Below are 22,756 nucleotides of genomic sequence, written 5' to 3'. Positions count from 1 at the left end.
ATCTTAACTATTATATAGACATAGGACATAATCATCATCAACAGGACTTTATACTTAATTTATCAACCTAGCATCATACCTTTTTACTATAAATAGAAATAAATTGTAAATCTTAAATGGCATCTTACTCTCGCTTCCTCTATAATAAAAAGAAAAAAGGAGTCCCAATTCTATGAATTCAGATAATCAATTCATCAAGTTCCTCGGGGGAAAAAACATAGTATTCGTCTTAGCTGTACTAATTTTGATTGGGATAACGGTTTTAATCTATAACAAGATTTCTTTTGTTTTTTATCCGTTAATCGTAATCTTATCGACCATAACACCGCCAATTATTCTAGCTTTTATTGCTTTTTACCTATTAAATCCTATTGTTGATTTACTAGAAAAGCTTAAGATACAACGAATTTGGGGCATTGTGATTATTATCATTGGGATCGGTGGATTAGCAACTGGATTAATCCTATTAATTGCTCCAGCTATCGAAAAACAAATTTCTGACTTAATCACTGCATTCCCAAATTATGTACAAACATTATGGTTGGATATAAACAATTGGATTCAGAATAATACACTTCTTGAACCTTATTATGACGAGGCTTATAACTGGGTTGTGTCTAATTTCAGTAATATTCCAGGTGTTATCGGTTCCTATGTATTAGATGCATTTGCAGGGGTAAGAAGCTTTGCGGGAACCGTTACGAATGTTGTTGTAGCCATGGTAACTTTCCCTTTCGTTCTCTTTTTCCTATTAAAGGATGGTAATCGCTTTAAGGAATATAGTTTAAAATTATTACCACCTAAATATCGAAGAGATGCGAATCAAGTATTAGTCAATATGGATGCACAAGTAGGATCGTATATTCAGGGGCAAATTATTGTTGCAACCTGTATAGGAATCCTATTATATATCGGCTACTTTATCATCGGATTAGATTACGCTATCACATTAGCAATTTTAGCAGGTATCTTAAGTGTCGTTCCATATTTAGGTCCAACCCTATCCATTATCCCAGCTGTCATTATTGCGATAGTTAATTCACCGTTAATGCTATTGAAGTTGGCAATCGTATGGGTTGTTGTTCAATTCTTAGAAGGGAACTTCATATCGCCTAATATTATGGGAAGAACGATGAAAATTCACCCATTAACGATTATGATCGTATTACTAGTAGCAGGTAATTTATTTGGACTAGTAGGTGTCGTTCTTGGTATACCAGGATATGCCATCTTAAAAGTCATTGTTTCATACATGTATCAAAAATTTAAAGAGCGATACAACCGATTTTATGGTGAAAAATACGGTCCTTATCAGATTGATGAAGAATAAATCAGAGGTAGAGTCATTGTTAGTTGGTTAATTAGTTATAAATAGTTAAATTGGCCTTTATTGTTCATTTTAGCTTCATTCTCGCTGCTGATGAATGATAAAGGCTTTCTATTGTTCGTTATCAATTGGATGTTTAACCAATTGATGATCCTTATCGGCCCCTAGTTTAGATTGATTAGTAAACCTACTTATAATTCTCAATATAAACAAGCAGGCTCTAAGGCATTAATCTCCCTCAAGCCTGTTTACTTTCTATCCTTATCTAGTGTTATAAAGAATTCCCCGGGGTACATTGTTTCCTTAATTATCTTTACGCAGCAGCACGATAGATAAAATTCCTAATCCGAACCCTACCGTTCCTCCAGCTTCCATATTATGAAAAAACAACCCAATTCCCATTCCGGTAATTAAAAACCCTAAAAAGGCTAGACCACTTTTTACATTGCTCATAGTGAGGACCCCCAAATATAATGTCATTGTCAGTATATTCGGGGGGATATATATTGGTTAATTGTTTACTTCTTCAGCTAAGATTTCAGTAGCATTTTCTATGTTCAAGTTCTCCGGGACACGGATATAGAAAAAGTAGGATCCAGCATATCCAATGCCTGAGTCATATTCTGATAAGAATTGTACCCTGGTAAACTCTGGATCAGTATAAGCAATTTTTACATTCGTTGTACCTATCACTCGAAGTACATTTTGCTCCACAGTGATATCAACCTCTGGTATATAATCACTAATGTCGACCTTTACCGAACCTGTTTCCATAACATGCCCATTGTCAATGTAATACACCTCTACTTTATCCTTTAGGTCCGAATTCCGCTCTATAATAAACGCTCCTTCATAGTTGGATGAATCGAAAGAAAGGGTATTACCTGTTAATGGGAATTCCCAGCTCTTTTTAATCTCCTTAGAGTCAATTGAGGAAAAATTACCATTAAGCGCTTGTTGATAGTAACTATTCTCCCAGTCTTCATTAAGATTATTATCAACTACTTTTGCCTTAGTTGATGGGAGAAACAAGGAACCAATCGCTGCAACTAACAGAATCGAAACATAACCAATGATAATCTATTTTGATTTCCGAAACGTTACAGGTTTCACTTGAAATCGTTTGTTGAGAAGCACAAAGAAGATGATTATTCCAATTACAATGACTATTGGAAGAACAGACACGATAGCCATCACCGCCTTACCTCCAATCGATTGGATAGTACTAGTATGAAGGCACTACCAATTAGTATAGTTGTTATTACTTTTACGACAAATACAAGAAAGGACTGTTCCAAGAAATAAAATCCGACTATCATTTCTAAACGCTCTAGATAAGTAAAGGTAATAAAGATAGCTGGGATTAATAATAGAAATAGTCTACTAATTTGAATCATCATGCCAATTACGTAGCCTGCTATTGCAAATAGTAAGACATACAAAAACGTAGAAATAAGTCCTACTCCATAATAGGAGATTCCCACTTCACTATTTAGAACCAGAAATACATCAACATCAGCAGTGAAGTATACGAATAAACGGATTATTCCATTGGATAGTAAGGCCGTTATTGCTCCAATGCCACTTATTGTGATGAGAAACAACATATTAGCGAGATTATACGATATTCGGGTTGATACAAACGTAAAGTCATCCTCACGATAAGCCTTTGTTGTAATTAAAATGGCATTCATAAATGCCCAAATAAAGGTGAGAATTATAACAGCGCTAGAGGAGTAACCTTCAAAGTAAATGCTATACAAATTATTCGATATCGACCCGAATGACGTCCCTAAAGTCGCAAGAAATATTCCTAGAACCTGAACAAGAATTAACGCAAGAAATACTCCTATATAAGCTTTCATTTATAACGGAATTGCGTAAGTACTATATTAGACAGACTTGCGCTTGTTAAAGACATCATCAATTCCCCCTTTTGTTTGATTCGTGAGATAGACACATAAATCATTAGGCGTAACCGGTAAAACCCCTATCCCTAATTGTTTCATTTCATCATGAGAAAAATCGTTCCGAACAACAGCATAGCAATTATCAGCGTCTATATTTTGTTTATATAGGACCTCTTTCTTCTCTATTGCTTGTAGAACCGCAACAGATTTCCCACTTAAAGCTACCGCATATTCTTTTAGATCATCGATTGGGAGATGTAAGATATTTTTACCCCCATCAATTAAAAGGACATCCTCTAGTAAATCTTCCATTTCCTCTAAATGGTGACTCGAAATAACAATTGTACGAGGAGAATTCAAATAATCCTTTAACAATGCACGGTAAAAATCCTTCCTTACTGCTGCATCCATCCCTGTAGTAGGTTCATCTAGAATCGTAAGCGGGCATTTGGCAGCAAGGCCCACTATCATATTAAAGGTACTCCGTTTCCCTTTTGATAGACTATGATGATTATGATTTAGATGGAATTGAAAATAATCCATCAATCCCAAGGCCAGTTCATGATCCCAGTTCGGGTAAAACTTCCCCGCTTCATCTAATATCTCTTTCAAGGTTAAGGTATTCGTAAAACTCATCATGTCATCAACAAATATAACGTTCATGGATACATCAAGAGTATTGAACGGACGTTTACCAAATACGCTAACCTCTCCAGCTGTTTCCCTCCAAAATCCTGCTAATATTTTTAGTAATGTAGTCTTACCTGCCCCATTTCGACCGATCAGTCCGGTAATGGTGTTCTCTTTTAAAGAAAAAGTTAATTCATCTAATGCCTTAAAGTTACCATACTGCTTCACAAGACGATTACATTCCACAACTACATTCACAACTAATCCCCCTTTTTCTCCTCCATCATATCTTTCAGCATTTGTAACAGATCATTTTCCGAGACCTGGAGCCGCTTTGCCTCTTGAACCGCTTCAACTAGCAGACCTTTTAATTTCTGATTTTTACGTTTTTCTAAAATAATCTCCATTGCTTCTTCGGAAACAAACTTACCTAATCCCCGCTTGTTATATAAAATCCCTTCTTCATAAAGGAGATTCAAGCCTTTAGCAGCAGTTGCAGGATTTATAGTAAACTTATCCGCAAGCTTATATTGGGAGAATACTTTATCACCTTTTTCGAGATTGCCATTTAAAATTTCATTCTCTAGCCATTCCGCAATCTGTACATAGATCGGAGTTGTACTACCCGAATTTAAAAGCATACCGTACCCCCTCACGAACATAGTGCATTAGTGTTGCAATGTAGTATATATGATTTGTGCTTTTTTGACAAGAAAAAATGCCCTCCATTGAGTGAGAGCATTTTCACTTAACTATTTAATTGGTAAATAACTTGATCTAATCCTGCTGTTAATGTATCTAGTTTCATGGGTACTTAAACGTTCAAAACAACCTACATGTCTCCCCATATCCCCTTTGTATACGCAATCCTTAACCCGAGTCGTTCCATGTTGTTTGAGCTAATACTTGCGAATTTAGCTTGACCCGTTATGTACTCTACATTTCTATCTCTTGCATCTTTTGCCCTTTCTAAAATGAGAGCACGATGAACCCCTTTCCTCCTCAATTCTGGGACAGTTGCTGATGCTGATAGCGTGGCGATTCCATTTTGAATGAATAAAACACCAATACCAGCTAGCTCGCCATCTACCATTGCAACATAAAAGCTCCAAGAATCGAGCGGATATAAGACCTGATTATTTTGAGCAATACCTTGTTTAATAAAGCTAGGTAAACCAAATCCTCTCACATATAAATCTGCAAATAAGTCAAACTCATCTGAATGCAGCTTTCGTACAGTTATGGTAGAATCTACCTCTCCAATTAAATCCATACTATCGCCATATAAAACACTATGAAATCCCTTTTGACAGAGTCCCTTATCGGCTAATGTTCGGAGCAAATCCTCACTACTAGATCCTGGTGCAATTTCAAGTTGAACTCTAATGTTATGTTCCTTGTAATAATCAAGAATTCCATCCAGCTCTTGAATATCTTCAGATGTGAGTCCTCTAATGGTATTAAATGCTGGTCCCGGAATCCCTTTTGCTATAAAAGCAGTTGCTTGACCAAACTGCCTTATATGTATCCCCATCGGATTACCTGGCAACGATTGAATAGCAGAAAGTCTTGATTTAAGTCCTTCAATCTCAGAAACTTCCATTCTTCTTGCTAACTCCTTCGTGAGCACATAAACCATCTCTATCCCCTCCTAATCTACTCCTACAACCTCACTTCTTCTTTCTAAAAATACAACATCTCGCCATACACCATGTAGCTTCCCAACGCGTTTTCTTGTTCCTACTATTTCAAATCCATAACGAGTATGTAGCTTAATGCTATTCGTATTTTCCGGGAAGATTAATGCCTGTAACGTCCAAAATCCTGCCTCCTCACTAGAGCGAATCAACTCCTCTAGTAATAACGAACCAATCCCCTGGCCAGCGCTTGTACTCGACACATAAATACTCACCTCTGCCACACCACGATAAGCTTCTTTATGAGCCGTTTGACTTAAGGCAGCCCATCCAACCACTTGTCCTTTATATCGGGCTACTAACCGACAATCTGTAATATGGCCATGATCCCATTCTTCAAAGCTAGGTGGCTTTATATCGAATGTTGCATTTCCTGTATGTATCCCCTCCATATAAATACTACGAACAAACTCCCAATCTTCCGCTTTCATTTCTTCAATTTCAATATGTGTATTTGTCATCTATCTATTCCACCCTAATTCTTTTAACTTATCCAAAACTTGATGCCTTCTTATCTTAAAAAAAAACAACGAATTAATTATTTTTATCATAATCAATTCGTTGCTTATTGAAAAGCATATTATTGTTTTCTTGCCTTGATATATCCATCTACTACATCCCATACTAATCCAATTAATAGTATGATGAGTACAATATTCGTACAATTAATCCAAATGGCTTCGACAACAGAATATCCATCCGTCCCCTCAGCAACAACTCCTGCTTGCGCCAAGTCACTCATAAATTGAGTATTCCAGAATGCATCTCCGGTGATTAAGAAAATAACAGCTACTATCCCAATCAGATTGATAATCAAAGTATAAGCTACCAGTTTCATCGTCCATTTACCGGAAATTAGCTTTAGACATTCTTTGACAATAAATAAAGCAAGTGATAGCAATATGAATGGTAGATAGTGTGAAAGTGTAGACTCATTTAAAAAAGGAATCACATGCTGAAATGAACCATCCTGAAAAACATATACACCAAAGAAATTACTAGAGAAAGTAAATAGCACCATCATCAAGACGTAAAAAACAATCGCAATTATTGGATCACAACGTTTAATTTGTCGTTTACGATTCGGAATCTCTGGTAGTAATGACGGGCTCCACGATTTATCCAGAGCTAAATCCTCTGCCTTATATCCACCATTGTACTCCACCAATGCAAAGATGAGGATAACCCACCCTACTGCCTGTGGTATTGCCGTAACTAACGAAACAATCAACCCTACAAAGGCATCTAATAAATCAATCGGATTAATCATAGTTTGAATCACGAAGACGATACCAAGTGCAGCTGTCAGCGATATTAATACAATCTTTAAAACAGTAAGAAATGGCTCAAAAAGCTCTGGACCTATTAAATACCTTTTCTTCCCTGTGTATTTTAGTGCCATCTCCCTTGGGCTGCCCAATTCTAATAAAACTTCTTCTACCACTTTTTCATCTGCAGTATCTCCAACACGTTCCTCCACCATGTCTTCAATTAATCCACGAAGCTCAACTGCAATATCTTCTCGTTGGGATTGCGGTAGCTTTTGGGTAACTGCATAAATGTACCGTTCAATCATCTCCATCTTCATTTGCTCCTTTCCTATGAATAAGACTATCCAGACTCTTGACCATACTTTCCCATTCTGTACATAGTTGTTTGTAAACCTTTTTACCCATTTCACTTAGCACATAATACTTCCTGGGCCTTGCTTCATTGGTATCCCAACTGCTAGCCAGTAAACCTTGCTTCTCCAATCTCCTAAGTAGTGGATACAAAGTTCCAGGCTCTACTTGAATTCCCCTATCGTTTAATCTCGTAACAAGTGAATAACCATACTGGGGATTAGATAGCTGGCTAAGAACACCAATGGTGATTGTACCTCTTCGTAATTCAAGCAATAACTTATCAATATGTTCTTGTTCGTTCATCTTGATCAACTCCTGTTTTCATTATAGTGTATGACGCACACTATTGTAAAGTGCATATTATTATAAAATAAAAAACATGATGGATTATACACAATCCAATCATGTTTTTGGATATTCTCCAAGCTAGTTCGATCGCCCTTATCGTCGTTAGGAGTCCATATTAACCTCAGCTATTTTTTCATTAGTACACTACTGAATACCGGTAAGCAAGCCAATCCAACATCTCCCACGAATAAAAAGCAAGAGTGATTGACAAATCATCAATAATTCGCTTTCATGGAAGTAGACACAAAGAAACGGAGAATTAACATGAAAATATATGTAGACGCAGATGCAAGCCCAGTGAAGGATATCGTCATCTCAGTTGCGAAACAATATCAGATACCAGTCGTATTAGTTAAAAGCATTAGTCACTACTCACATGATGAACTTGTGGATGGGGTACAGACGATTTATGTTGATACAGGAGCCGATGCAGCAGACTATCGGATCATGCAGCTGGCTAAACGATTAGATTTAATCATTACCCAAGACTATGGTCTTGCTTCTCTAGGACTGGGGAAGGGTTGTCTTGTATTACATCACAAGGGCTTTGCCTATACGAATGAAAACATCGACCAATTGCTACAAACAAGACACCTTAGTGCAAAGGCAAGAAGAAGTGGTCAAAAAACGAAAGGACCGAAACCATTTACCGATGAGGACCGTAAAAAGTTTAAAGAATTGCTGGAGAAAACAATTAAACAAATAAAAGGGAGCAATACTTAACTGCTCCCTTTCATCCGTTTTTTCGACGAATGTGATGAATGATAAATCCGCTTTTAGGCAAGCTTGGAAATCGTCTCATACTAAATCGTAAATCCTGCTTCGGTACTTCATATTCCACATGATGGATTAAAAAATCCATCGTTTCCTTCATTAACTCAATTGTTAACCATTCCCCTGGACAGCGATGACCTCGATAGTAGTCACCTCCACCTTGGGGTATAAAATCATACAGATTATCATCACGATCCTTAAAGCGTTCTGGGGCAAACATGTCTGGATGCTCCCAAATATCAGGGTCATGATTCGTACCGTAAATATCAAGTAACACGAGGTTTCCTTTACGAAAATCATGTCCATTCCATAGAAAATCATCACGAACTCTTGCAACTAATACTGGGAAAAATGGGTAATAACGTCTTACCTCCTGGACGAACAGTTCAAAATAAACACTAGGTTTTGTTTGAAGCTTCTCTTTTTCTGCTGGATGCTCATATAAAGCTAACGCACCAAAGGTAATGTAAACAGCTATCGCAACAATTGGTCGTAATATATTTAGCAATTCTACTGCAACGATCTGTTCATGTAAAAGCACACCATCTTTATCCTGATACCACGCCATTTTGTATAGCACCGTATTTTGAGGAACCTCTATAGCATTATTGCGGACATCTTGAACAAGACCCTTTAACCAACTTTCTGCACAATTTCTAGCATTTCTGCCTTTCCAATGCCTCCCCCCAAGTGCCCCTGCACTATCAAACATTGCCTCAAGCTCATTCGCTCTTTTGCTCCATTCATTCTCCTTAAGTGGTACACCAGCCCATTCACAGGCTACCTTTGTCAGCAGCTGGCACATTTCACTATATAGCACCACCTCTTGTTGCTTTACCCACTTTTCCGAAGCTCGTTCTAAATGTTTCCTCATAATGGTCTTGATATCGTCTAGACGTTCTCTTGTCATCAAAGACATAAATAATTCCTTACGATGTCGATGACTCTCCCCATCCATCGTCTGAATCGCATGCTCTCCAAATAAGGTTTGTCGAAGTCGCTTCGGCGCTGCCCCTTGCCGAATCAGCTTTTTCTCATCGTAGAACATGTTTACCGCTTCTTTCCCCGCCACACAGATTGCCTTTTGCCCACCAAGCAGCCTTGTTTCAAAAATATCCCTACCAAATTGATTTCTGCGATTCGTTATATAGTTATAGCCTTCCAGTAATAGCTTTACAGTGTTGTCGATACCTGTATCAATTGGAATCTGTTCCCGATATGGCATATGTATCACTCACTTCTCTTAAGTTCTGTTCCTTGTATAGTCTGTTTTCCTTCCAAAACTTTATACACCATTCATTTAATTTCATATAAGGAAGCTCTTAGGGTAATAAGAAACAAAAAAATAACCCGAAAGTAGCTTCAAGTTATTTCATTTGTTGTACTTCCTTTAGTACATTGCGTGCAAAGTGATAATAGGTCGTACGGGGATATTTTTTTAGTATAGCAACGCTTTCCTTGGCTGTTTTTTCCGCCTTCTCTTTGTCTCCTAATTCCATATAGCAGAGCGCTTGATAAGACTTATTCACTTCTCTAAGCGCTACATCCATTGGATGGACCCCTGCATGTGTATCATTCAATAATTCACGGAATAGTGGTAATGCTTTCTCTGTTTCCTTTAACTTCGTGTAGCATCTAGCCTTTAAATCACTAAGCATGTTTTGTAATCTTTGGTCTACCACTTCGTTATATAACGTTAGATTGGACAGTTTACCTTCCAGATTCTGTATCATGTCTAGCGAGAGCTTCGGTTCATCCTCGAAAAATTCCATATAATGAATCATGATAAATTCCTTTTCAATATATAGTTCTTCGTGATGTATGATCTCAAAGAACTTATTGATCTTTCCAACAAATTCTCTCGCCTTTTCAAACTCATTCTCCTGATAATATAGCATAGCTCCTAAATTATGAATCTCGAAGAAGTGATTTAACATCATATATTGATTAGAAAACGCAATCACCTCATGTAGGAGCGTAAACGTCTCATCTGTATGTCCTAGCGCTTCAAGGCAGTATACCTTCAAGAGCATCAGTCGAACCATGTTTGAGATAGTATCTAGGCTATTCATCGATTTAACGATATACAAACTATCATCCACTATTTCAATTGTCCGATGATAATTACCATTAACTGATTCCATTTCTGCTAGTCTGTGTCGGATACCGAGCACTTTACTCTCCATTTTCAAATCAGCATAAATACTTTCCGCCTTTTGCAAATAACGATTCCAATTCTTATCTTCATATAACTTGAATTCTTTTGGATAAAACACATATAAGGCGTACAAACATCGGACGTAACATTCATAAATTTTCGCAGACTCTACATTATGCCCTAAGTCCGGTATCAATTCTTGTATTTCCTGAAGGGTGATTTGCAGTGTGCTCAAGTCTAACTTAACTTCTATTCTTTTTGCTATTGATGTTGCTTTTTTCTGTAGTGATTCCCTGCTAATTCCACCTAATAGGTCCGAAATGTTTACATTCAATACATTAGCAATATGCTTGAGATTCTCTGCAGACGGATTTGACTTTCCATTTTCAATCAGACTTACCATGGCAGCTGACATTTTATCTTGTGCAAGCTGCGCTAAAGTCAGCTTGCGTTCTTTTCTTAACTGTTTGATTCTTTCTCCAACAGTACTCAAATCCATCACCTTTTCCGTGTAATTGCTACATCCATTATACACAAAGTTAAATATAATTAAAAATATATTCACAAAATTTAATATTCTCGTTGACAATTTTATTAAATATACTTAATATTTATTTTAGTTAATTTAATTTTATAGGAGTTGATGGAATGAGACCGATTATTGAGGTAGAAAAATTATGGAAGACATATCAAAAAAGAAAATCCTCCGACGTGATTACTGCTGTGGACGATATTTCTTTCTCAATTTATGAAGGAGAAATAGTCGGACTATTAGGTCCGAATGGTGCTGGTAAATCAACCACCATAAAAATGATCTGCGGATTAATTAAGCCGGATTCAGGAAAAATCTCGATTAATGGGATAGATAATCAACAGAAGCGTCTAAAAGCCTTAACTCACATTAGTGCGGTATTAGAAGGAAATCGAAATCTATACTGGCGACTAACGGTAAGAGAAAACTTAGAGTACTTTGCTGGAAATCGGGGGAAGTCACGAAAAGAAGTAGCGAGTCAGATTGATGATTTGCTAAAGAAATTCCATTTAAAACAGAAAGAACATGAACTAGTGAATCGTTTATCAAGGGGGATGCAGCAAAAACTTGCGATTGCAGTCGCCATGCTAGCAGATACAGAAATTATCCTTCTCGATGAGCCAACTCTAGGTATTGACGTGGAAACCGGATATGAGGTCAGACAGCTATTAAAAGAAATTGCTAAAGAATACAAGCGAACCATTATTATTAGCTCACATGACATGGATGTTATTCAGGACCTTTGCGAACGTACTATCATTATCAATAATGGAAAAATCATTACCAATGACCGAGTAGAGAACCTACTTCGTCTATTTGAAGTTAGAGCTTACACGATTACACTAGCCAATCATCTAAGTGAACAGCAGCAGCTACACTTACAAGAAAAATTCCCACAACTAGAATACACCTTAGACAATCACCAATCGAAAATAGAAGTAAACCTTCCAAATAGTAATGCTATCTATGAGTTATTTGAAATCCTAAATTTAGAAAAGACTCCAATTGAAACGATTGATCGAAAAACCATTAATTTTGAAGAAGTATTTTTGAAAATCATAAAGGGGGAATCGGAACATGAGTTGGTTCAATCTTATTAAGGCAAATACTAGGAAAGAAGTAATCGAGCTAAAACGCTATCTTCCAAACACCATTGCTATGCTCGTTACATTCTACTGTATCTTTTTAGGCTTATTTGCAGGAATTCAACTTATTGGTGATCCAGGATCAAAAGATTTAAATACACAGTTTGTGATTGTCAATTATGTATTTTGGTACTTAGCACTTATCGTAGTTCAGGATATTGGTTACCAGATTACTAACGAAGCTACACAAGGCACATTAGAACAGCTTTACATGTCACCATTAGGACAATGGAAGATTATGCTTTCTCGATTAATCGCCTTAGGTACTGCTCATTTCCTAATTGTTGTCATTCTTTTACTATTGGCGATGCTCACAACTGGTCAATGGCTAAACATTGATCTCCTAACAATCTTGCCAATTTTCATCCTTACTATTGTTAGTATGATGGGATTAGGATTTATCATTGCCGGGATGACACTTGTATTAAAGCAAATCGGCGCATTTTTACAAATACTACAATTCATATTAGCCGGATTAGTTTTTGTCCCTTTGTCCACTGCTCCATTCCTAGCCTTTCTTCCAATAGTCAAAGGTGTCGATCTAATTCGAGCTACGATGATTGATGGGTTATCTTTAGCGGACTTTACAGCTTTTGATTATTTCTCGCTCTTTTTTAATGCGATATTCTACTTCTTACTCGGGCTAATTTTCTTCTTATATTGTGAACGTATTGCTATGAAAAAGGGATTATTAGCACATTATTAATTAAACGAATGGCTAGAAGGTTCCCCCTTTGGTAGAATTGACTTACCTATAATAAAACCTAGGGGGATATTTCTATGAGGATTGTATCGATTGAACCAACACCAAGTCCATACTCCATGAAAATAATTGTCGACGAAGTGATGCCAGATGGTATAACAGAAAACTACAAACTTGGCGATGACTTATCAAATGCCCCTTTCTATATACAAGAATTATTTGCCATTAATGGGGTGAAAGGAATTTACCGCGTTATTGACTTTATTGCCCTTGAGCGTGATGCTCGGACACCTTGGGAGGAAGTTTTACCAGAGGTACGGAAAACGCTTGGTTCTGTAGAAGAAAATGAAAGCGACACAAAAACTTCCGAAGCATCCATTGATGACCATTACGGTGAAGTAAGAGTGTACATTCAAATGTTCCGCTACATTCCGATGCAAGTAAAGCTAGAAGACGGCGACATAGAACAACGATTCGGATTACCTGAGCGGTTTATGAATGCTGCAATGGAGGCATCCGCAGCATCCGATAATATGTTAATGGAGCGTAAATGGGTGGAACAAAGCCCACGTTACGGTGATGTAAAAGAAATCGGAAGTGAAGTAGTCGAGGAAATCTCTGCTTCCTATGATGATAACCGCTTAAAGGAGCTCGTGACGTATGCGTTAGACAATAAAACCGCTCCAACCCCATGGAAAAAAGTTACGCTAGAGATGCTTGAGAATTCGGATTGGCGAGCACGTTATGCCGAACTCGATCGAATGGATCCAACTATCGAAGATTTGCCCGTATTGGATAAAGCATTAGATGATAAAAAAGCCTCTATACGTAGACTTGCGACAGCATACTTAGGCATGATAGATGACAAAAAGGTATTACCATACTTATATAAAGCCTTACAAGATAAAGCAGTAAATGTACGACGAACAGCTGGTGATTGCTTATCAGACTTAAGCTTTACAGAAGCAATGCCCGAAATGATAAAAACATTAAAAGATAAAAGTAGATTAGTACGCTGGCGAGCTGCGATGTTCCTGTATGAGCTTGGTGACGAATCCGCTATCCCTGCCCTTCTCGAAGCACAAGACGATCCGGAATTTGAAGTGCGAATGCAGGTCAAAATGGCGTTAGCTAGAATCCAAGGGGGAGAAGAAGCGAAAGGGTCTATTTGGCATCAAATGACACAATTAATCAATAAAGACAAGCCATAGAGAAAACGGGGGAAAGAAATGAGAATTAGGGAAGTAATTCTAAGTGATGCGCCAAAATTAGCACAGCTGATCCTACAGGTAGATGCAAGCTCTGAGTACATGCTTTGGGAAGCTGGAGAGAGACAAATTTCTTCTGAAAGCCAAAAGAACATGATTGAACGCCTACAAAAATCGGAGAACTCCACTATACTTGTTGCAGAAGAGGAAAAAGAGCTAATCGGCTATCTTTTTGCAATTGGTGGCGAGGCTAAAAGAAAGAAGCACACAGCATATCTTGTAGTAGGCATTCACCATGCCTTTCGTGGTAAAGGTGTTGGTAGATTATTATTTGCCGCATTAAATGAATGGGCATTGGAGCATAACATTCACCGATTAGAATTAACGGTTGTCACCGATAATGAAGCTGGAGTCTCCCTTTATAAAAAAATGGGATTCGAAATCGAAGGCACCAAAACAGATTCTTTATATGTAAATGGTGACTATTTAAATGAATATTACATGGCAAAAATCCTTAGGTAAAATCAACCCCAACCTATTAATTACGGGTATTTAGAAATTTATTCACTAGAACACAATGGGATTTTTGAAGTATAATAGCGCAAAAAACAATCAAAAAGCTAATTATGCAACAAATTTGGTAAGTTTATCAATAGGCATAATTAGCTTTTTATTAGATTAGAGCCATATTATTATAAGACTCTATTGAAATGACCAGGTTGTTTAATTGCATTTTAAAGTGTGCTTTATTTGCAAAGCGATTGAAGATGATATTTTAATGTCTGAATCATTTCATCATGTGTAAAGTGCTCTGGATTTAATAAATGATGCATTGCCATTCCGTCAACTATCGCATGGAGTCGATTAACTTCTAATTCTAGATCAAGCCCGTCTTTTGCGTATTGTAATGATTGTAAGGCAAGAACGACATTTTTCAACCCTTGGTGCATGTCACTGTACACTTTATTGCTTAGCTCACGGAGCGTTGAGTCAACTAAAACTTTCGCCGAAAAAGCAAGCCACACCTCCATTTCTATTTTTCGCTCGTCATTGACGGGTAGTACTTCATATACACCTTCAGTCAAAAACTCTAACGGGCTTATATCCTCTGAATACTCCCTTGCTTTCGCACGCTCGATAACCCGTTCAGAAACCATTTCCATAGAAAAACGAAGCAATTCGGACTGCGATGAAAAATAATGTCTTAGCGATCCAGTAGAGAGTCCTGCAGCCTTAGCAATCTTTCTGACAGATGCTTGTTCGATTCCTTCGTCCACAATAACTTTCCATGTTGCTTCTGCTATTCGAACTTTACGTTTATGGTGATCAATTATTTTTGGCATATTTTTATTATATCACACTTGTGTTAAATAAACAGTTCTAATATTATTTAACACAAGTGTACTAAATAAAGCGAAGCGAAGGATGTGTTTCTTTTGATTGGTTGGTTGATCATAGCATGTGAGATAGGTTTTTGGATATTTGTTCTAGCAGGACTAACTGCTAGATATGTAATGAATAAGAAAAAACTGGGTACATTTTTGCTCATTTGTACGCCAATCGTTGATCTTATATTGCTTATTGTTACCGTATACGATTTGAAAAATGGAGCTGTTGCCTCTATAGTGCATGGAATTGCCGCGATTTATATAGGGGTAAGTATAGCCTTTGGGCATCAGATGATTAAATGGGCAGATGTCCGTTTTAAGTACCGATTTGGAAACGGTGAAAAACCGGTAAAAATTAAATATGGCAAAGAACACGCAAGAAAAGAACGTAAAGGGTGGTACCGTCATTTGTTGTCCTGGTTAATCGGCGGGGGGATATTAATGGGTATTGTTGTTTATATTAATAATCATTCACAGACTGAAGCATTAATACAAACCATTCAGTTTTGGTCTCTGATTTTAATCATAGATTTTATTATAAGCTTTAGTTATACGTTTTTCCCTAAACAACCGGATGAAAAGGTCAACTAAATCTCAAAGTTATAATGAGGAATTACAGTAAGAAGTATAAAGTTGGGTTCCCCGCCGAATAATAAAGGATACTATTGGAAGTTGGAAAATCCAATTTGGACAATGATTTAGAAAATGGCGTTTTTCTATTCTATTTCTTATGCTAAGCGAGGTTTTAACCATGAAGAAATTGATGATGATAATGTTAAGTGTTACTATTTTCAGCTTGGGAATAACCGCTTTTCAAACACCACTAGAGGCGATTTCTACTAAGGAACAAGAGCCCTCCTATGCGAAGTGGGGACGTCTAGCTATGCAAAAGGTAAAAGAAAAGTATCCTGATGCAAACATAGTGGATTACCTTCATGTCGGTAAAAAAAGAGGAATTGAGAATTCAACCGAAACGTTTAAGCTATGGCTTGAGGCGCCTACTAATGAGTTTGGTGTTTTTATTGATATAACCTTTAATAACAATACAGAAGAAATAGTTGATATTTCATTCAGAGAGGTTTCAAGTTAGATGATAAATAAATTCCTGCTCCGGAAATATACATACGGTTATCTCTAGTCAACCAGGACATCACTTAATATAATCGAATCGTATGCATCCGGAGCGGATAGGGATTTGAACCTCTTCTGTATCGCTTACGCTTATCGTATAGGACGGAAAAAATGTCCCTTAAAATTCTTGCTCGAGGTATAGCCACTTTAGGTAATTTATTCATTCAATTCCCATTTCATTTTGTCAAAAGCATAGCCGAGATTAACGCCTGTAATTTGATCATCAAAGTATACAAACGTTAATTGTAAATTGTTTGGATGATCAACATACCCAATTATCGATATCGATTGCTCTTTATCTTCATAGGTAAAATAGTTCTCACCGTAAGTTTCTATCAATTCATTAACAGACGAGCCTCTTTTTATTCCCCGTTCACTAGAAGATGTATTATTGTTTTCCATAATTCCAACTTGTAAAATTTCCTCTGTTTCTCTATTTACACTCACCATAATCTCTTTATTCCAATACTGGTCATAGTTTCTTTGCGCAGCGTAATGTTGATTATCTGGGTGTAATTGAAAATTACCGTGTTTCATTATAAAGCTTTCATCATGGATGTTCATCCCCACTTTAATACCATCAATACTTTCATCAGATAAATCCGTAGATTCAGCTTCTCTCATAACATCTTCCATAGTTTCTGAACTACAAGCCATCAACAAAATGGGGAATAAAGTAAAACAAAATAATAGACCAAAGCGCTTATTTGCCATTTTCTATACCTCACCCTTAAGAAAACCGTCATTTAATTGAATATTCCATCTTATCTATCATTAACAATACACCTGTACGAAAAACGCCTAACTTTATACCACCCATTCTTTCAAAGGGGCTTCTTTATTCGCATACACCTTTCTAATGGCATTAATATATAATTCTTTTTTAAAGTCCGGAAACAATTCATCCACAAAGCATAAATCAGCTGTAGCAGATTGCCACATTAAAAAGTTACTAATACGCTTCTCCCCACCAGTTCGAATGATAATATCAGGGTCTGGTAAGTTCTTCGTATAAAGATAGCTTTCAAACATTTGCTCATCTAATTGATCCATCGAAATTTTCTTGTCCTTCGCATCTTGAATAATACGAGCAATTGCTTGAACAATCTCACTCCTACTACTATAGTTCAGCGCAAAATTCACGATTAAGCCTGTATTATTCTTTGTTTTATCCATGGCCCGTAACACGGCATTCCTTGTTCCTTTTGGTAAATTCTCTACATCCCCTGAAATAAGAATTTTAATATTACGTTTCATAAACTCCGGTAATTTTTGATTAAAGAACTTAATGGGTAAATTCATCAAATAATTCACTTCATCCTTAGGCCTTTTCCAATTCTCAGTAGAAAAAGCATACAGTGTTAGTATCTTAATTCCCATTTCCGCACTCGCATCTATCAATTCTTCCATCGTTTGGGAACCTGCATAGTGCCCTTCACTTCTACTAAGCCCTCTGCGTTTTCCCCAACGACCATTTCCATCCATAATAATAGCGACATGATTAGGAATTGTATTCATAATTGCTCCTCCTTATCTCAATTCAAGCTCCTGAAGTCTTTCTACTACTTGCTCTTTCTTGAAATTAAACGACTGCCATGTGTTTAAACGAAGTTGTTCGATCATTTCTTTACGCTGCTCTAACACCGCTAATAAATCTGGATAATTTGGATCTTTTTCATATAGCGTGATTAAACCATCAATACCAGAATAAGAAAGTAAATCTAAGTAATAGATATCAATTTTTCCGGTTTCTTCATATCGTTCTAGATTTTTCTCCACAATGATTTCTTCTAAATTGACCATATTCAGTCCTGTATAAAATAGTAATCCCACTATTATATAAAAGTGTGCGATAGAAATTCCCTCTATCCATACGCGGACCAATGTATACGCAAAAATTATCATTAAAAACAACATAAAGACATGTGCAAGAATTCGGTCCAATGTAAATCCATAAGCTGCTTCATAGGCACTTAAACGAATAAATGCGGATGCAAGCATGACCCCACTAACTACAATTAACAATGTATACATCGCCTTCAAAAAGTAGCCGTATGCTTTCTTCCCAGCCTTTACTAGCTTCAAGCAAATTAACAATAAGGTCCAGTTAATCACGGTTACTAGTACAAGCTCGAAAAATCCTCTTCTTGCGTACTCTGCATACGTATAATCTGCATGAAGTGCATCACCAAAGAAATACGTAAATTGAATGGCGACAAATAGGACATAAATAATATTAAGCAAGACTAAGACCGTCCCTGCAATCACACTGTCCCAGGTTACCTTCTCTTTTTGAACCGCTTGCCTTCCTAGTGGTAGTACATACCGCTTCTTTAACGTCTGGAAGGCTCCAAAGAATAATAACGACAATAATAATGCAGCTACTACTCGGAAAAAATATTCCAGGAAATTCAGCTTCAACATAAATGCTGGTATTTCCAGCATCATAGCAGCAAATTTCTCATCCGCTGATATTAATAACACCGTTATAACGAAAAGCAACGGTCCCCCAATCAATAACCCCTTTACAATTCTCTTTATGGTTTGGCTGGTTTCCTTACTCACCTGTCGAAATAAGGTTCGTTTAAAAATAATCTTGAGCCATCTTTTTAAATAACTGAATGTTTGAGATACCTTAAAGAAAATTCGCTTAAAGAAGATTAGCGAAACCCAATCCACATGATTCGGTGTCGTAATTAACACAATATGGACAAACACTAAAACCGGAATTACAAAAAGATTTAACGCATAAAAAAACTCATTATCATAGAATACAAATGACGCTGATAAAACCCAGATCATGACCATTAATAATAAGCCAATTCGTCGATGAGATACTTTAAACCCTAGTCGGTAATACAGGATAGCATAAAATGCTGCAATAAAAATTGGGTACGATATCCCTATCACACCATGAAAAAAGCTAAGCTCTGCCAATATACCAAGCACTAAACAAATTACTAAAAATCCAAAAGTCTTTTGACGTTGCTTCAATTATTCCACCACCATTTAGTCATTCTATATACATAGGTTATCTAGGTATACAGACAAAGAAACGCATCGGCACTTGATATCGTAGGGTAAGGTGCTATACCGAAGCCTTCCTCCCCCAGCGATATCCAATCCAGCTTATCGGATACAACATAATTGTTAATAAAATACACACTAGAATAAATCGCCCACTTAGCAGAGGCTGAAACCATTCATGAGGAATCAATTTAAACACAATTAAATACATCAACACAAGATTGGGGATAACGGCATATGTAAATGTCCTACGAAGAATCGTTAAGCCGCCACTACCAAATTCTTTACCAATCTCATAGCCGAGCAGTCCCCAAAATGCCATATACACCATTATAATGATGGAAGGTACTGCAGTTATTCTTTTCCACAGTACTTCAATCCATTCGATATGGTAAACGTTATAAACAATCGTAAGGACTATTCCTCCAAGGAAAATAAGAACATTTAATACAACAAATAATAGTTGCATTTTTTTCGGCGTTACCTTTGCCTCATCTTTCCAAATCGCTGCAATTTCTTCAGGTGTTCCTAACCGTTTTACAATTTCATCATAGACGTTTGCGTCCTGAATATCCTCTTCACGAAGAAGTTCATATACATGGGACCTGTATTCTGCGATGATTTCCTGCTTTTCAGGGTGTTTCCCAAGAACTTGATCAAGCTCTTGGAAAAAACGTTTATCGCCAGTCGTCACGATTCACTTCTCCCGATTAGATTATTCATCACCTGAACATATCGATGCCATTCACTTGTTTTAGCTTCTAATATTTTCTTACCTTCAAGTGTGATACGATAGTATTTACGTGCAGGACCCTTTTCTTGATTTTGCCAATAGCACTCAATATATTCTTGCTTTTCTAGCTTATGAAGGGCAGGGTATAAGGTACCTTCCTTCATTTGCAAATTATGGTCACTGCGGTAATCCATTTCCTTAACAAGCTCATAACCGTACATATCCCGCTCATTTAATAACTGTAGGACAAGTAACGATGTACTCCCTTTTACCAGTTCTCGATCAAACATTTTTTCACCTACCTAGAATTATTAGGTAACTATACTATATAGAATTCCGAGGTATATGTAAAGCCCAAATTTAGATTATTTTACTTTTGCATATATACATGTGTCTCGAAGCTCTTGTCCATAAACATCTAAACTATCTTTATGCAATATCCCTTCTAATTCAAATCCGATTCGCTCGGCAATGGCACGACTCTTTACATTTTTCGCATCACATCGGATTTCAACACGGTTTGCCTCTAGCTCACGGAAGGCAAAATCAGCTATCCCTTTTACCGCCTCCGTCATATAACCTTTCCCACTATAACGGGTATCAATCCAGTATCCAATTTCAAATTTACGCGCATCCCAGTCAATTCGGTGCAATCCTGAATTAGCAATCAATACACCTGTCTCTTTGTGAAAAACTAACAGCCTTAAATCCTCCCTATTCAAGAAGGCTACATGGGCTTGTCGGATATTTATTTCTGTATCCTCTTCCTGCTCCTCATGCTGTGCCCAAGGCATCCAAGGCAAAAGCTCCTTTTTGGAAGCTTGTTTTGATTCGTGAACTGCTTTTCCATCACCAGGCATTGGCATACGGATATGTAATCTTTCTGTTTCAAATTCGCTCGGAAAATCAATTAATATTGGATTCATTATACGTTCCCCTTATAAGTTGTAGTATGGCTGATTTATAGCTATTAGTGCATTTTTCAAGTGTTCCCGGAACTCCTCTTTTTTTCCTATCACCTCTAAATGCAGCAGCAGACTTCTTAAAAATTGTTTGATGTTGTTCCTTTGAATGAACGGTTTCGAACTATGTTGTGAATAGCTTTGCTGCAGCTCCATCACAATTTTATCGATTTTTTCATATAGGAATAATGGATTCATTCCCCTTTCCAACAAGGAAATGAAAGGAACAACCATCCGTTCGTCCTCTTCAAACAAGAAGTAGGCTTTATCAAAGCACATTTTATCCAGAATGAGTAGTGCAATATCTTCTAATCTACTTTCCTTTAATTGTGGTTGCTTCACTAGTTCATCGAGCGCGTCTGCTATATGAGCTATACTATGCGCCCAACCTTTCCCTTCTACAAATCCCCGAACATCCTCTTCCTTCTTTACATAATGTATCATTTTGTTTGTAATGTGATCTATTTCCTCATCGGCTATAAAGGGTTTTTGTCTATTAACAAATAACAGGACAGCAAGGATTAAGGAAGAAAATGAACGCGTAAAGACAGCGTCCTCATCTGGTTCATTTATTTTGTAAAATAAGTGATGATCATCTAAACAAACTGTCACTATTCTGTTTAGCTCTGGGGGAGGAAAATGTCCATTTATTATAAGGTTAGTAAAGCATGGATAAATCAATGAATCCCGTAACTCCGGATCTGTACTACCAATATAATCTAGCATTGCCTTCACTAAGGTTGGTAAAGGTACAGGACCGAGTTGTTGGAAGTTGCTCTCCTTATATTGACTTAGTATCGATTTCAGTTCAGCTTCATTCAATAGTATCCCCTCCTCTTCTTATGGTGCCACGATTTCCACTTTTATCCGATCCGGATCCTCGAAGAACACTGCATAATGGTTAGGACCACCTGCATATGGATGCCTATCCTCATATAAGATTGGCACACCTTTTTCCTTTAAATGGAGCGTAATCACATCAACATCCTCCCTAGAATCCGCATAAAATGCAAGATGATTTAATCCGACTCTTTTCCGATGATATGTACCCTCTAAGAAATGCTCTTCCGTCTGTACAAAAACGATATACGTATCTCCTAACCTCCAGCTTCTTCCTGATTCCCAGGTTTGATAAGGTTGATAGCCTAATTCTTCTAAAAGCTCACCCCAAAAATCAGTAGACCTTTCCAAGTTTGAAACATTTAATTCGATATGATGTAATTTGCCTCGCATGAATAAATCCCCCAGTTTTGTATTAATCTTATATAATTCTATTCCCGAGTATGAAATTCCTTTATTTAAATTGGAATAGATGGTAATGATTTCTTATTTGAGTCAATTTCATAATTGCTCTTTTTAAAAATACAGAATCCTACAGAATTTCTAAAATGTATTTTTAAAAACAGAAATCATGCTACTTGTTGCTGATTTAATTGTACATTAATTCGGTCTGCGGCT

28 protein-coding genes are annotated in these 22,756 nt (G+C 37.0%); 8 read left to right on the top strand and 20 right to left on the bottom strand.

The features are described 5' to 3' along the window. Positions 1-172: 172 nt before the first annotated feature. Complete coding sequence (locus AAIB49_RS07215) at positions 173-1,330, top strand: AI-2E family transporter (protein WP_343457634.1); 1,158 nt, start codon at positions 173-175, stop codon at positions 1,328-1,330. 300 nt (positions 1,331-1,630) lie between these two features. Here the strand turns inward: AAIB49_RS07215 and AAIB49_RS07210 are convergent, their stop codons facing one another. The 9 genes from AAIB49_RS07210 to AAIB49_RS07170 form a co-directional block, all read right to left on the bottom strand. Next, positions 1,631-1,780, bottom strand: coding sequence for a hypothetical protein (locus AAIB49_RS07210; protein ID WP_343457633.1), 150 nt, complete (start codon positions 1,778-1,780; stop codon positions 1,631-1,633). A 57-nt stretch (positions 1,781-1,837) separates the two neighbouring features. Beyond that, the gene (locus AAIB49_RS07205) at positions 1,838-2,359 is read right to left on the bottom strand and encodes a hypothetical protein (RefSeq protein ID WP_343457632.1); all 522 of its coding nucleotides are present in this window, start codon (positions 2,357-2,359) and stop codon (positions 1,838-1,840) included. A gap of 161 nt (positions 2,360-2,520) precedes the next feature. Beyond that, entirely contained in the window at positions 2,521-3,021 is a 501-nt protein-coding gene (locus tag AAIB49_RS07200; RefSeq protein WP_343457631.1) for a hypothetical protein, read from the bottom strand. Positions 3,022-3,219: 198 nt separating this feature from the next. Further along, complete coding sequence (locus AAIB49_RS07195) at positions 3,220-4,125, bottom strand: ATP-binding cassette domain-containing protein (protein WP_343457630.1); 906 nt, start codon at positions 4,123-4,125, stop codon at positions 3,220-3,222. 2 nt (positions 4,126-4,127) lie between these two features. Then, positions 4,128-4,508 (bottom strand): GntR family transcriptional regulator, encoded by a 381-nt coding sequence (locus AAIB49_RS07190; protein WP_186869548.1) that lies wholly within the window; start codon positions 4,506-4,508, stop codon positions 4,128-4,130. 191 nt (positions 4,509-4,699) lie between these two features. Continuing rightward, complete coding sequence (locus AAIB49_RS07185) at positions 4,700-5,506, bottom strand: GNAT family N-acetyltransferase (RefSeq protein WP_343457629.1); 807 nt, start codon at positions 5,504-5,506, stop codon at positions 4,700-4,702. Between the two features lie 12 nt (positions 5,507-5,518). After that, the gene (locus tag AAIB49_RS07180) at positions 5,519-6,025 is read right to left on the bottom strand and encodes a GNAT family N-acetyltransferase (RefSeq protein WP_339217273.1); all 507 of its coding nucleotides are present in this window, start codon (positions 6,023-6,025) and stop codon (positions 5,519-5,521) included. 119 nt (positions 6,026-6,144) lie between these two features. Then, entirely contained in the window at positions 6,145-7,146 is a 1,002-nt protein-coding gene (locus AAIB49_RS07175; protein WP_339217275.1) for an HAAS signaling domain-containing protein, read from the bottom strand. Beyond that, positions 7,133-7,492: a PadR family transcriptional regulator gene (locus tag AAIB49_RS07170; RefSeq protein ID WP_339217276.1), complete on the bottom strand. Its 360-nt coding sequence runs from the start codon at positions 7,490-7,492 to the stop codon at positions 7,133-7,135. Before AAIB49_RS07170 ends, AAIB49_RS07175 begins: the two co-directional genes overlap by 14 nt. Positions 7,493-7,801: 309 nt before the next feature. Here AAIB49_RS07170 and AAIB49_RS07165 point away from each other — a divergent pair, with 309 nt between their 5' ends. Continuing rightward, positions 7,802-8,260, top strand: a complete 459-nt coding sequence (locus AAIB49_RS07165) for a YaiI/YqxD family protein (RefSeq protein WP_186869543.1) — start codon at positions 7,802-7,804, stop codon at positions 8,258-8,260. 10 nt (positions 8,261-8,270) lie between these two features. On the opposite strand, the gene cypC is transcribed toward AAIB49_RS07165, so the two are convergent. Together cypC and AAIB49_RS07155 are read right to left on the bottom strand one after the other, a co-directional pair. Further along, positions 8,271-9,536, bottom strand: coding sequence for a CYP152 family fatty-acid peroxygenase CypC (cypC, locus tag AAIB49_RS07160; RefSeq protein WP_343457628.1), 1,266 nt, complete (start codon positions 9,534-9,536; stop codon positions 8,271-8,273). A gap of 142 nt (positions 9,537-9,678) precedes the next feature. Next, positions 9,679-10,962 (bottom strand): helix-turn-helix domain-containing protein, encoded by a 1,284-nt coding sequence (locus AAIB49_RS07155; protein WP_343457627.1) that lies wholly within the window; start codon positions 10,960-10,962, stop codon positions 9,679-9,681. A 155-nt stretch (positions 10,963-11,117) separates the two neighbouring features. Between AAIB49_RS07155 and AAIB49_RS07150 the strand changes: the two genes are divergently transcribed. The 4 genes from AAIB49_RS07150 (at position 11,118) to AAIB49_RS07135 (ending at position 14,579) form a co-directional block, all read left to right on the top strand. Next, a complete protein-coding gene (locus tag AAIB49_RS07150; RefSeq protein WP_343457626.1) occupies positions 11,118-12,101 on the top strand; it encodes an ABC transporter ATP-binding protein in 984 nt (327 codons plus the stop codon). Beyond that, positions 12,079-12,852, top strand: coding sequence for an ABC transporter permease (locus AAIB49_RS07145; RefSeq protein ID WP_343457625.1), 774 nt, complete (start codon positions 12,079-12,081; stop codon positions 12,850-12,852). The genes AAIB49_RS07150 and AAIB49_RS07145 overlap by 23 nt, the downstream gene beginning before the upstream one ends. Before the next feature lie 74 nt (positions 12,853-12,926). Then, positions 12,927-14,060: a virulence factor gene (locus tag AAIB49_RS07140; RefSeq protein ID WP_343457624.1), complete on the top strand. Its 1,134-nt coding sequence runs from the start codon at positions 12,927-12,929 to the stop codon at positions 14,058-14,060. An 18-nt stretch (positions 14,061-14,078) separates the two neighbouring features. Further along, positions 14,079-14,579 carry a GNAT family N-acetyltransferase gene (locus AAIB49_RS07135; RefSeq protein ID WP_343457623.1) on the top strand — a complete coding sequence of 167 codons (501 nt, stop codon included), beginning with the start codon at positions 14,079-14,081 and terminating at the stop codon, positions 14,577-14,579. 224 nt (positions 14,580-14,803) lie between these two features. Here the strand turns inward: AAIB49_RS07135 and AAIB49_RS07130 are convergent, their stop codons facing one another. Further along, positions 14,804-15,400 (bottom strand): TetR/AcrR family transcriptional regulator, encoded by a 597-nt coding sequence (locus AAIB49_RS07130; RefSeq protein WP_339217285.1) that lies wholly within the window; start codon positions 15,398-15,400, stop codon positions 14,804-14,806. Between the two features lie 93 nt (positions 15,401-15,493). Between AAIB49_RS07130 and AAIB49_RS07125 the strand changes: the two genes are divergently transcribed. Together AAIB49_RS07125 and AAIB49_RS07120 are read left to right on the top strand one after the other, a co-directional pair. Next, a complete protein-coding gene (locus tag AAIB49_RS07125; RefSeq protein ID WP_343457622.1) occupies positions 15,494-16,036 on the top strand; it encodes a 2TM domain-containing protein in 543 nt (180 codons plus the stop codon). A 160-nt stretch (positions 16,037-16,196) separates the two neighbouring features. Further along, entirely contained in the window at positions 16,197-16,535 is a 339-nt protein-coding gene (locus AAIB49_RS07120) for a YqzG/YhdC family protein (RefSeq protein ID WP_339217289.1), read from the top strand. A gap of 197 nt (positions 16,536-16,732) precedes the next feature. Here the strand turns inward: AAIB49_RS07120 and AAIB49_RS07115 are convergent, their stop codons facing one another. The 8 genes from AAIB49_RS07115 to AAIB49_RS07080 all read right to left on the bottom strand — a co-directional run bounded on the left by AAIB49_RS07115 (position 16,733) and on the right by AAIB49_RS07080 (position 22,531). After that, complete coding sequence (locus AAIB49_RS07115) at positions 16,733-17,290, bottom strand: hypothetical protein (protein ID WP_343457621.1); 558 nt, start codon at positions 17,288-17,290, stop codon at positions 16,733-16,735. Positions 17,291-17,383: 93 nt separating this feature from the next. Next, on the bottom strand, positions 17,384-18,094 hold the full coding sequence (locus tag AAIB49_RS07110; protein ID WP_339217293.1) for an isoprenyl transferase: 711 nt from the start codon (positions 18,092-18,094) through the stop codon (positions 17,384-17,386). 12 nt (positions 18,095-18,106) lie between these two features. Then, positions 18,107-19,570: a DUF4153 domain-containing protein gene (locus tag AAIB49_RS07105; protein ID WP_339217295.1), complete on the bottom strand. Its 1,464-nt coding sequence runs from the start codon at positions 19,568-19,570 to the stop codon at positions 18,107-18,109. Positions 19,571-19,664: 94 nt separating this feature from the next. Continuing rightward, on the bottom strand, positions 19,665-20,297 hold the full coding sequence (locus AAIB49_RS07100) for an HAAS signaling domain-containing protein (protein ID WP_211742296.1): 633 nt from the start codon (positions 20,295-20,297) through the stop codon (positions 19,665-19,667). Beyond that, entirely contained in the window at positions 20,294-20,626 is a 333-nt protein-coding gene (locus tag AAIB49_RS07095; protein WP_186869531.1) for a PadR family transcriptional regulator, read from the bottom strand. Before AAIB49_RS07095 ends, AAIB49_RS07100 begins: the two co-directional genes overlap by 4 nt. Before the next feature lie 75 nt (positions 20,627-20,701). Continuing rightward, entirely contained in the window at positions 20,702-21,262 is a 561-nt protein-coding gene (locus AAIB49_RS07090) for a GNAT family N-acetyltransferase (protein WP_186869530.1), read from the bottom strand. A gap of 12 nt (positions 21,263-21,274) precedes the next feature. Beyond that, the gene (locus tag AAIB49_RS07085; RefSeq protein WP_343457620.1) at positions 21,275-22,120 is read right to left on the bottom strand and encodes a DUF2785 domain-containing protein; all 846 of its coding nucleotides are present in this window, start codon (positions 22,118-22,120) and stop codon (positions 21,275-21,277) included. Positions 22,121-22,138: 18 nt separating this feature from the next. Beyond that, a complete protein-coding gene (locus AAIB49_RS07080) occupies positions 22,139-22,531 on the bottom strand; it encodes a VOC family protein (protein ID WP_186869528.1) in 393 nt (130 codons plus the stop codon). Between the last annotated feature and the right edge of the window lie 225 nt (positions 22,532-22,756).

It is taken from the genome of Ornithinibacillus proteolyticus, from assembly GCF_039581225.1.
GTDB lineage: Bacteria > Bacillota > Bacilli > Bacillales > Amphibacillaceae > Ornithinibacillus > Ornithinibacillus massiliensis.
The sequence above is the reverse complement of the archived record's forward strand: the minus strand, read 5'-3'. Positions and strand labels throughout refer to the sequence as shown.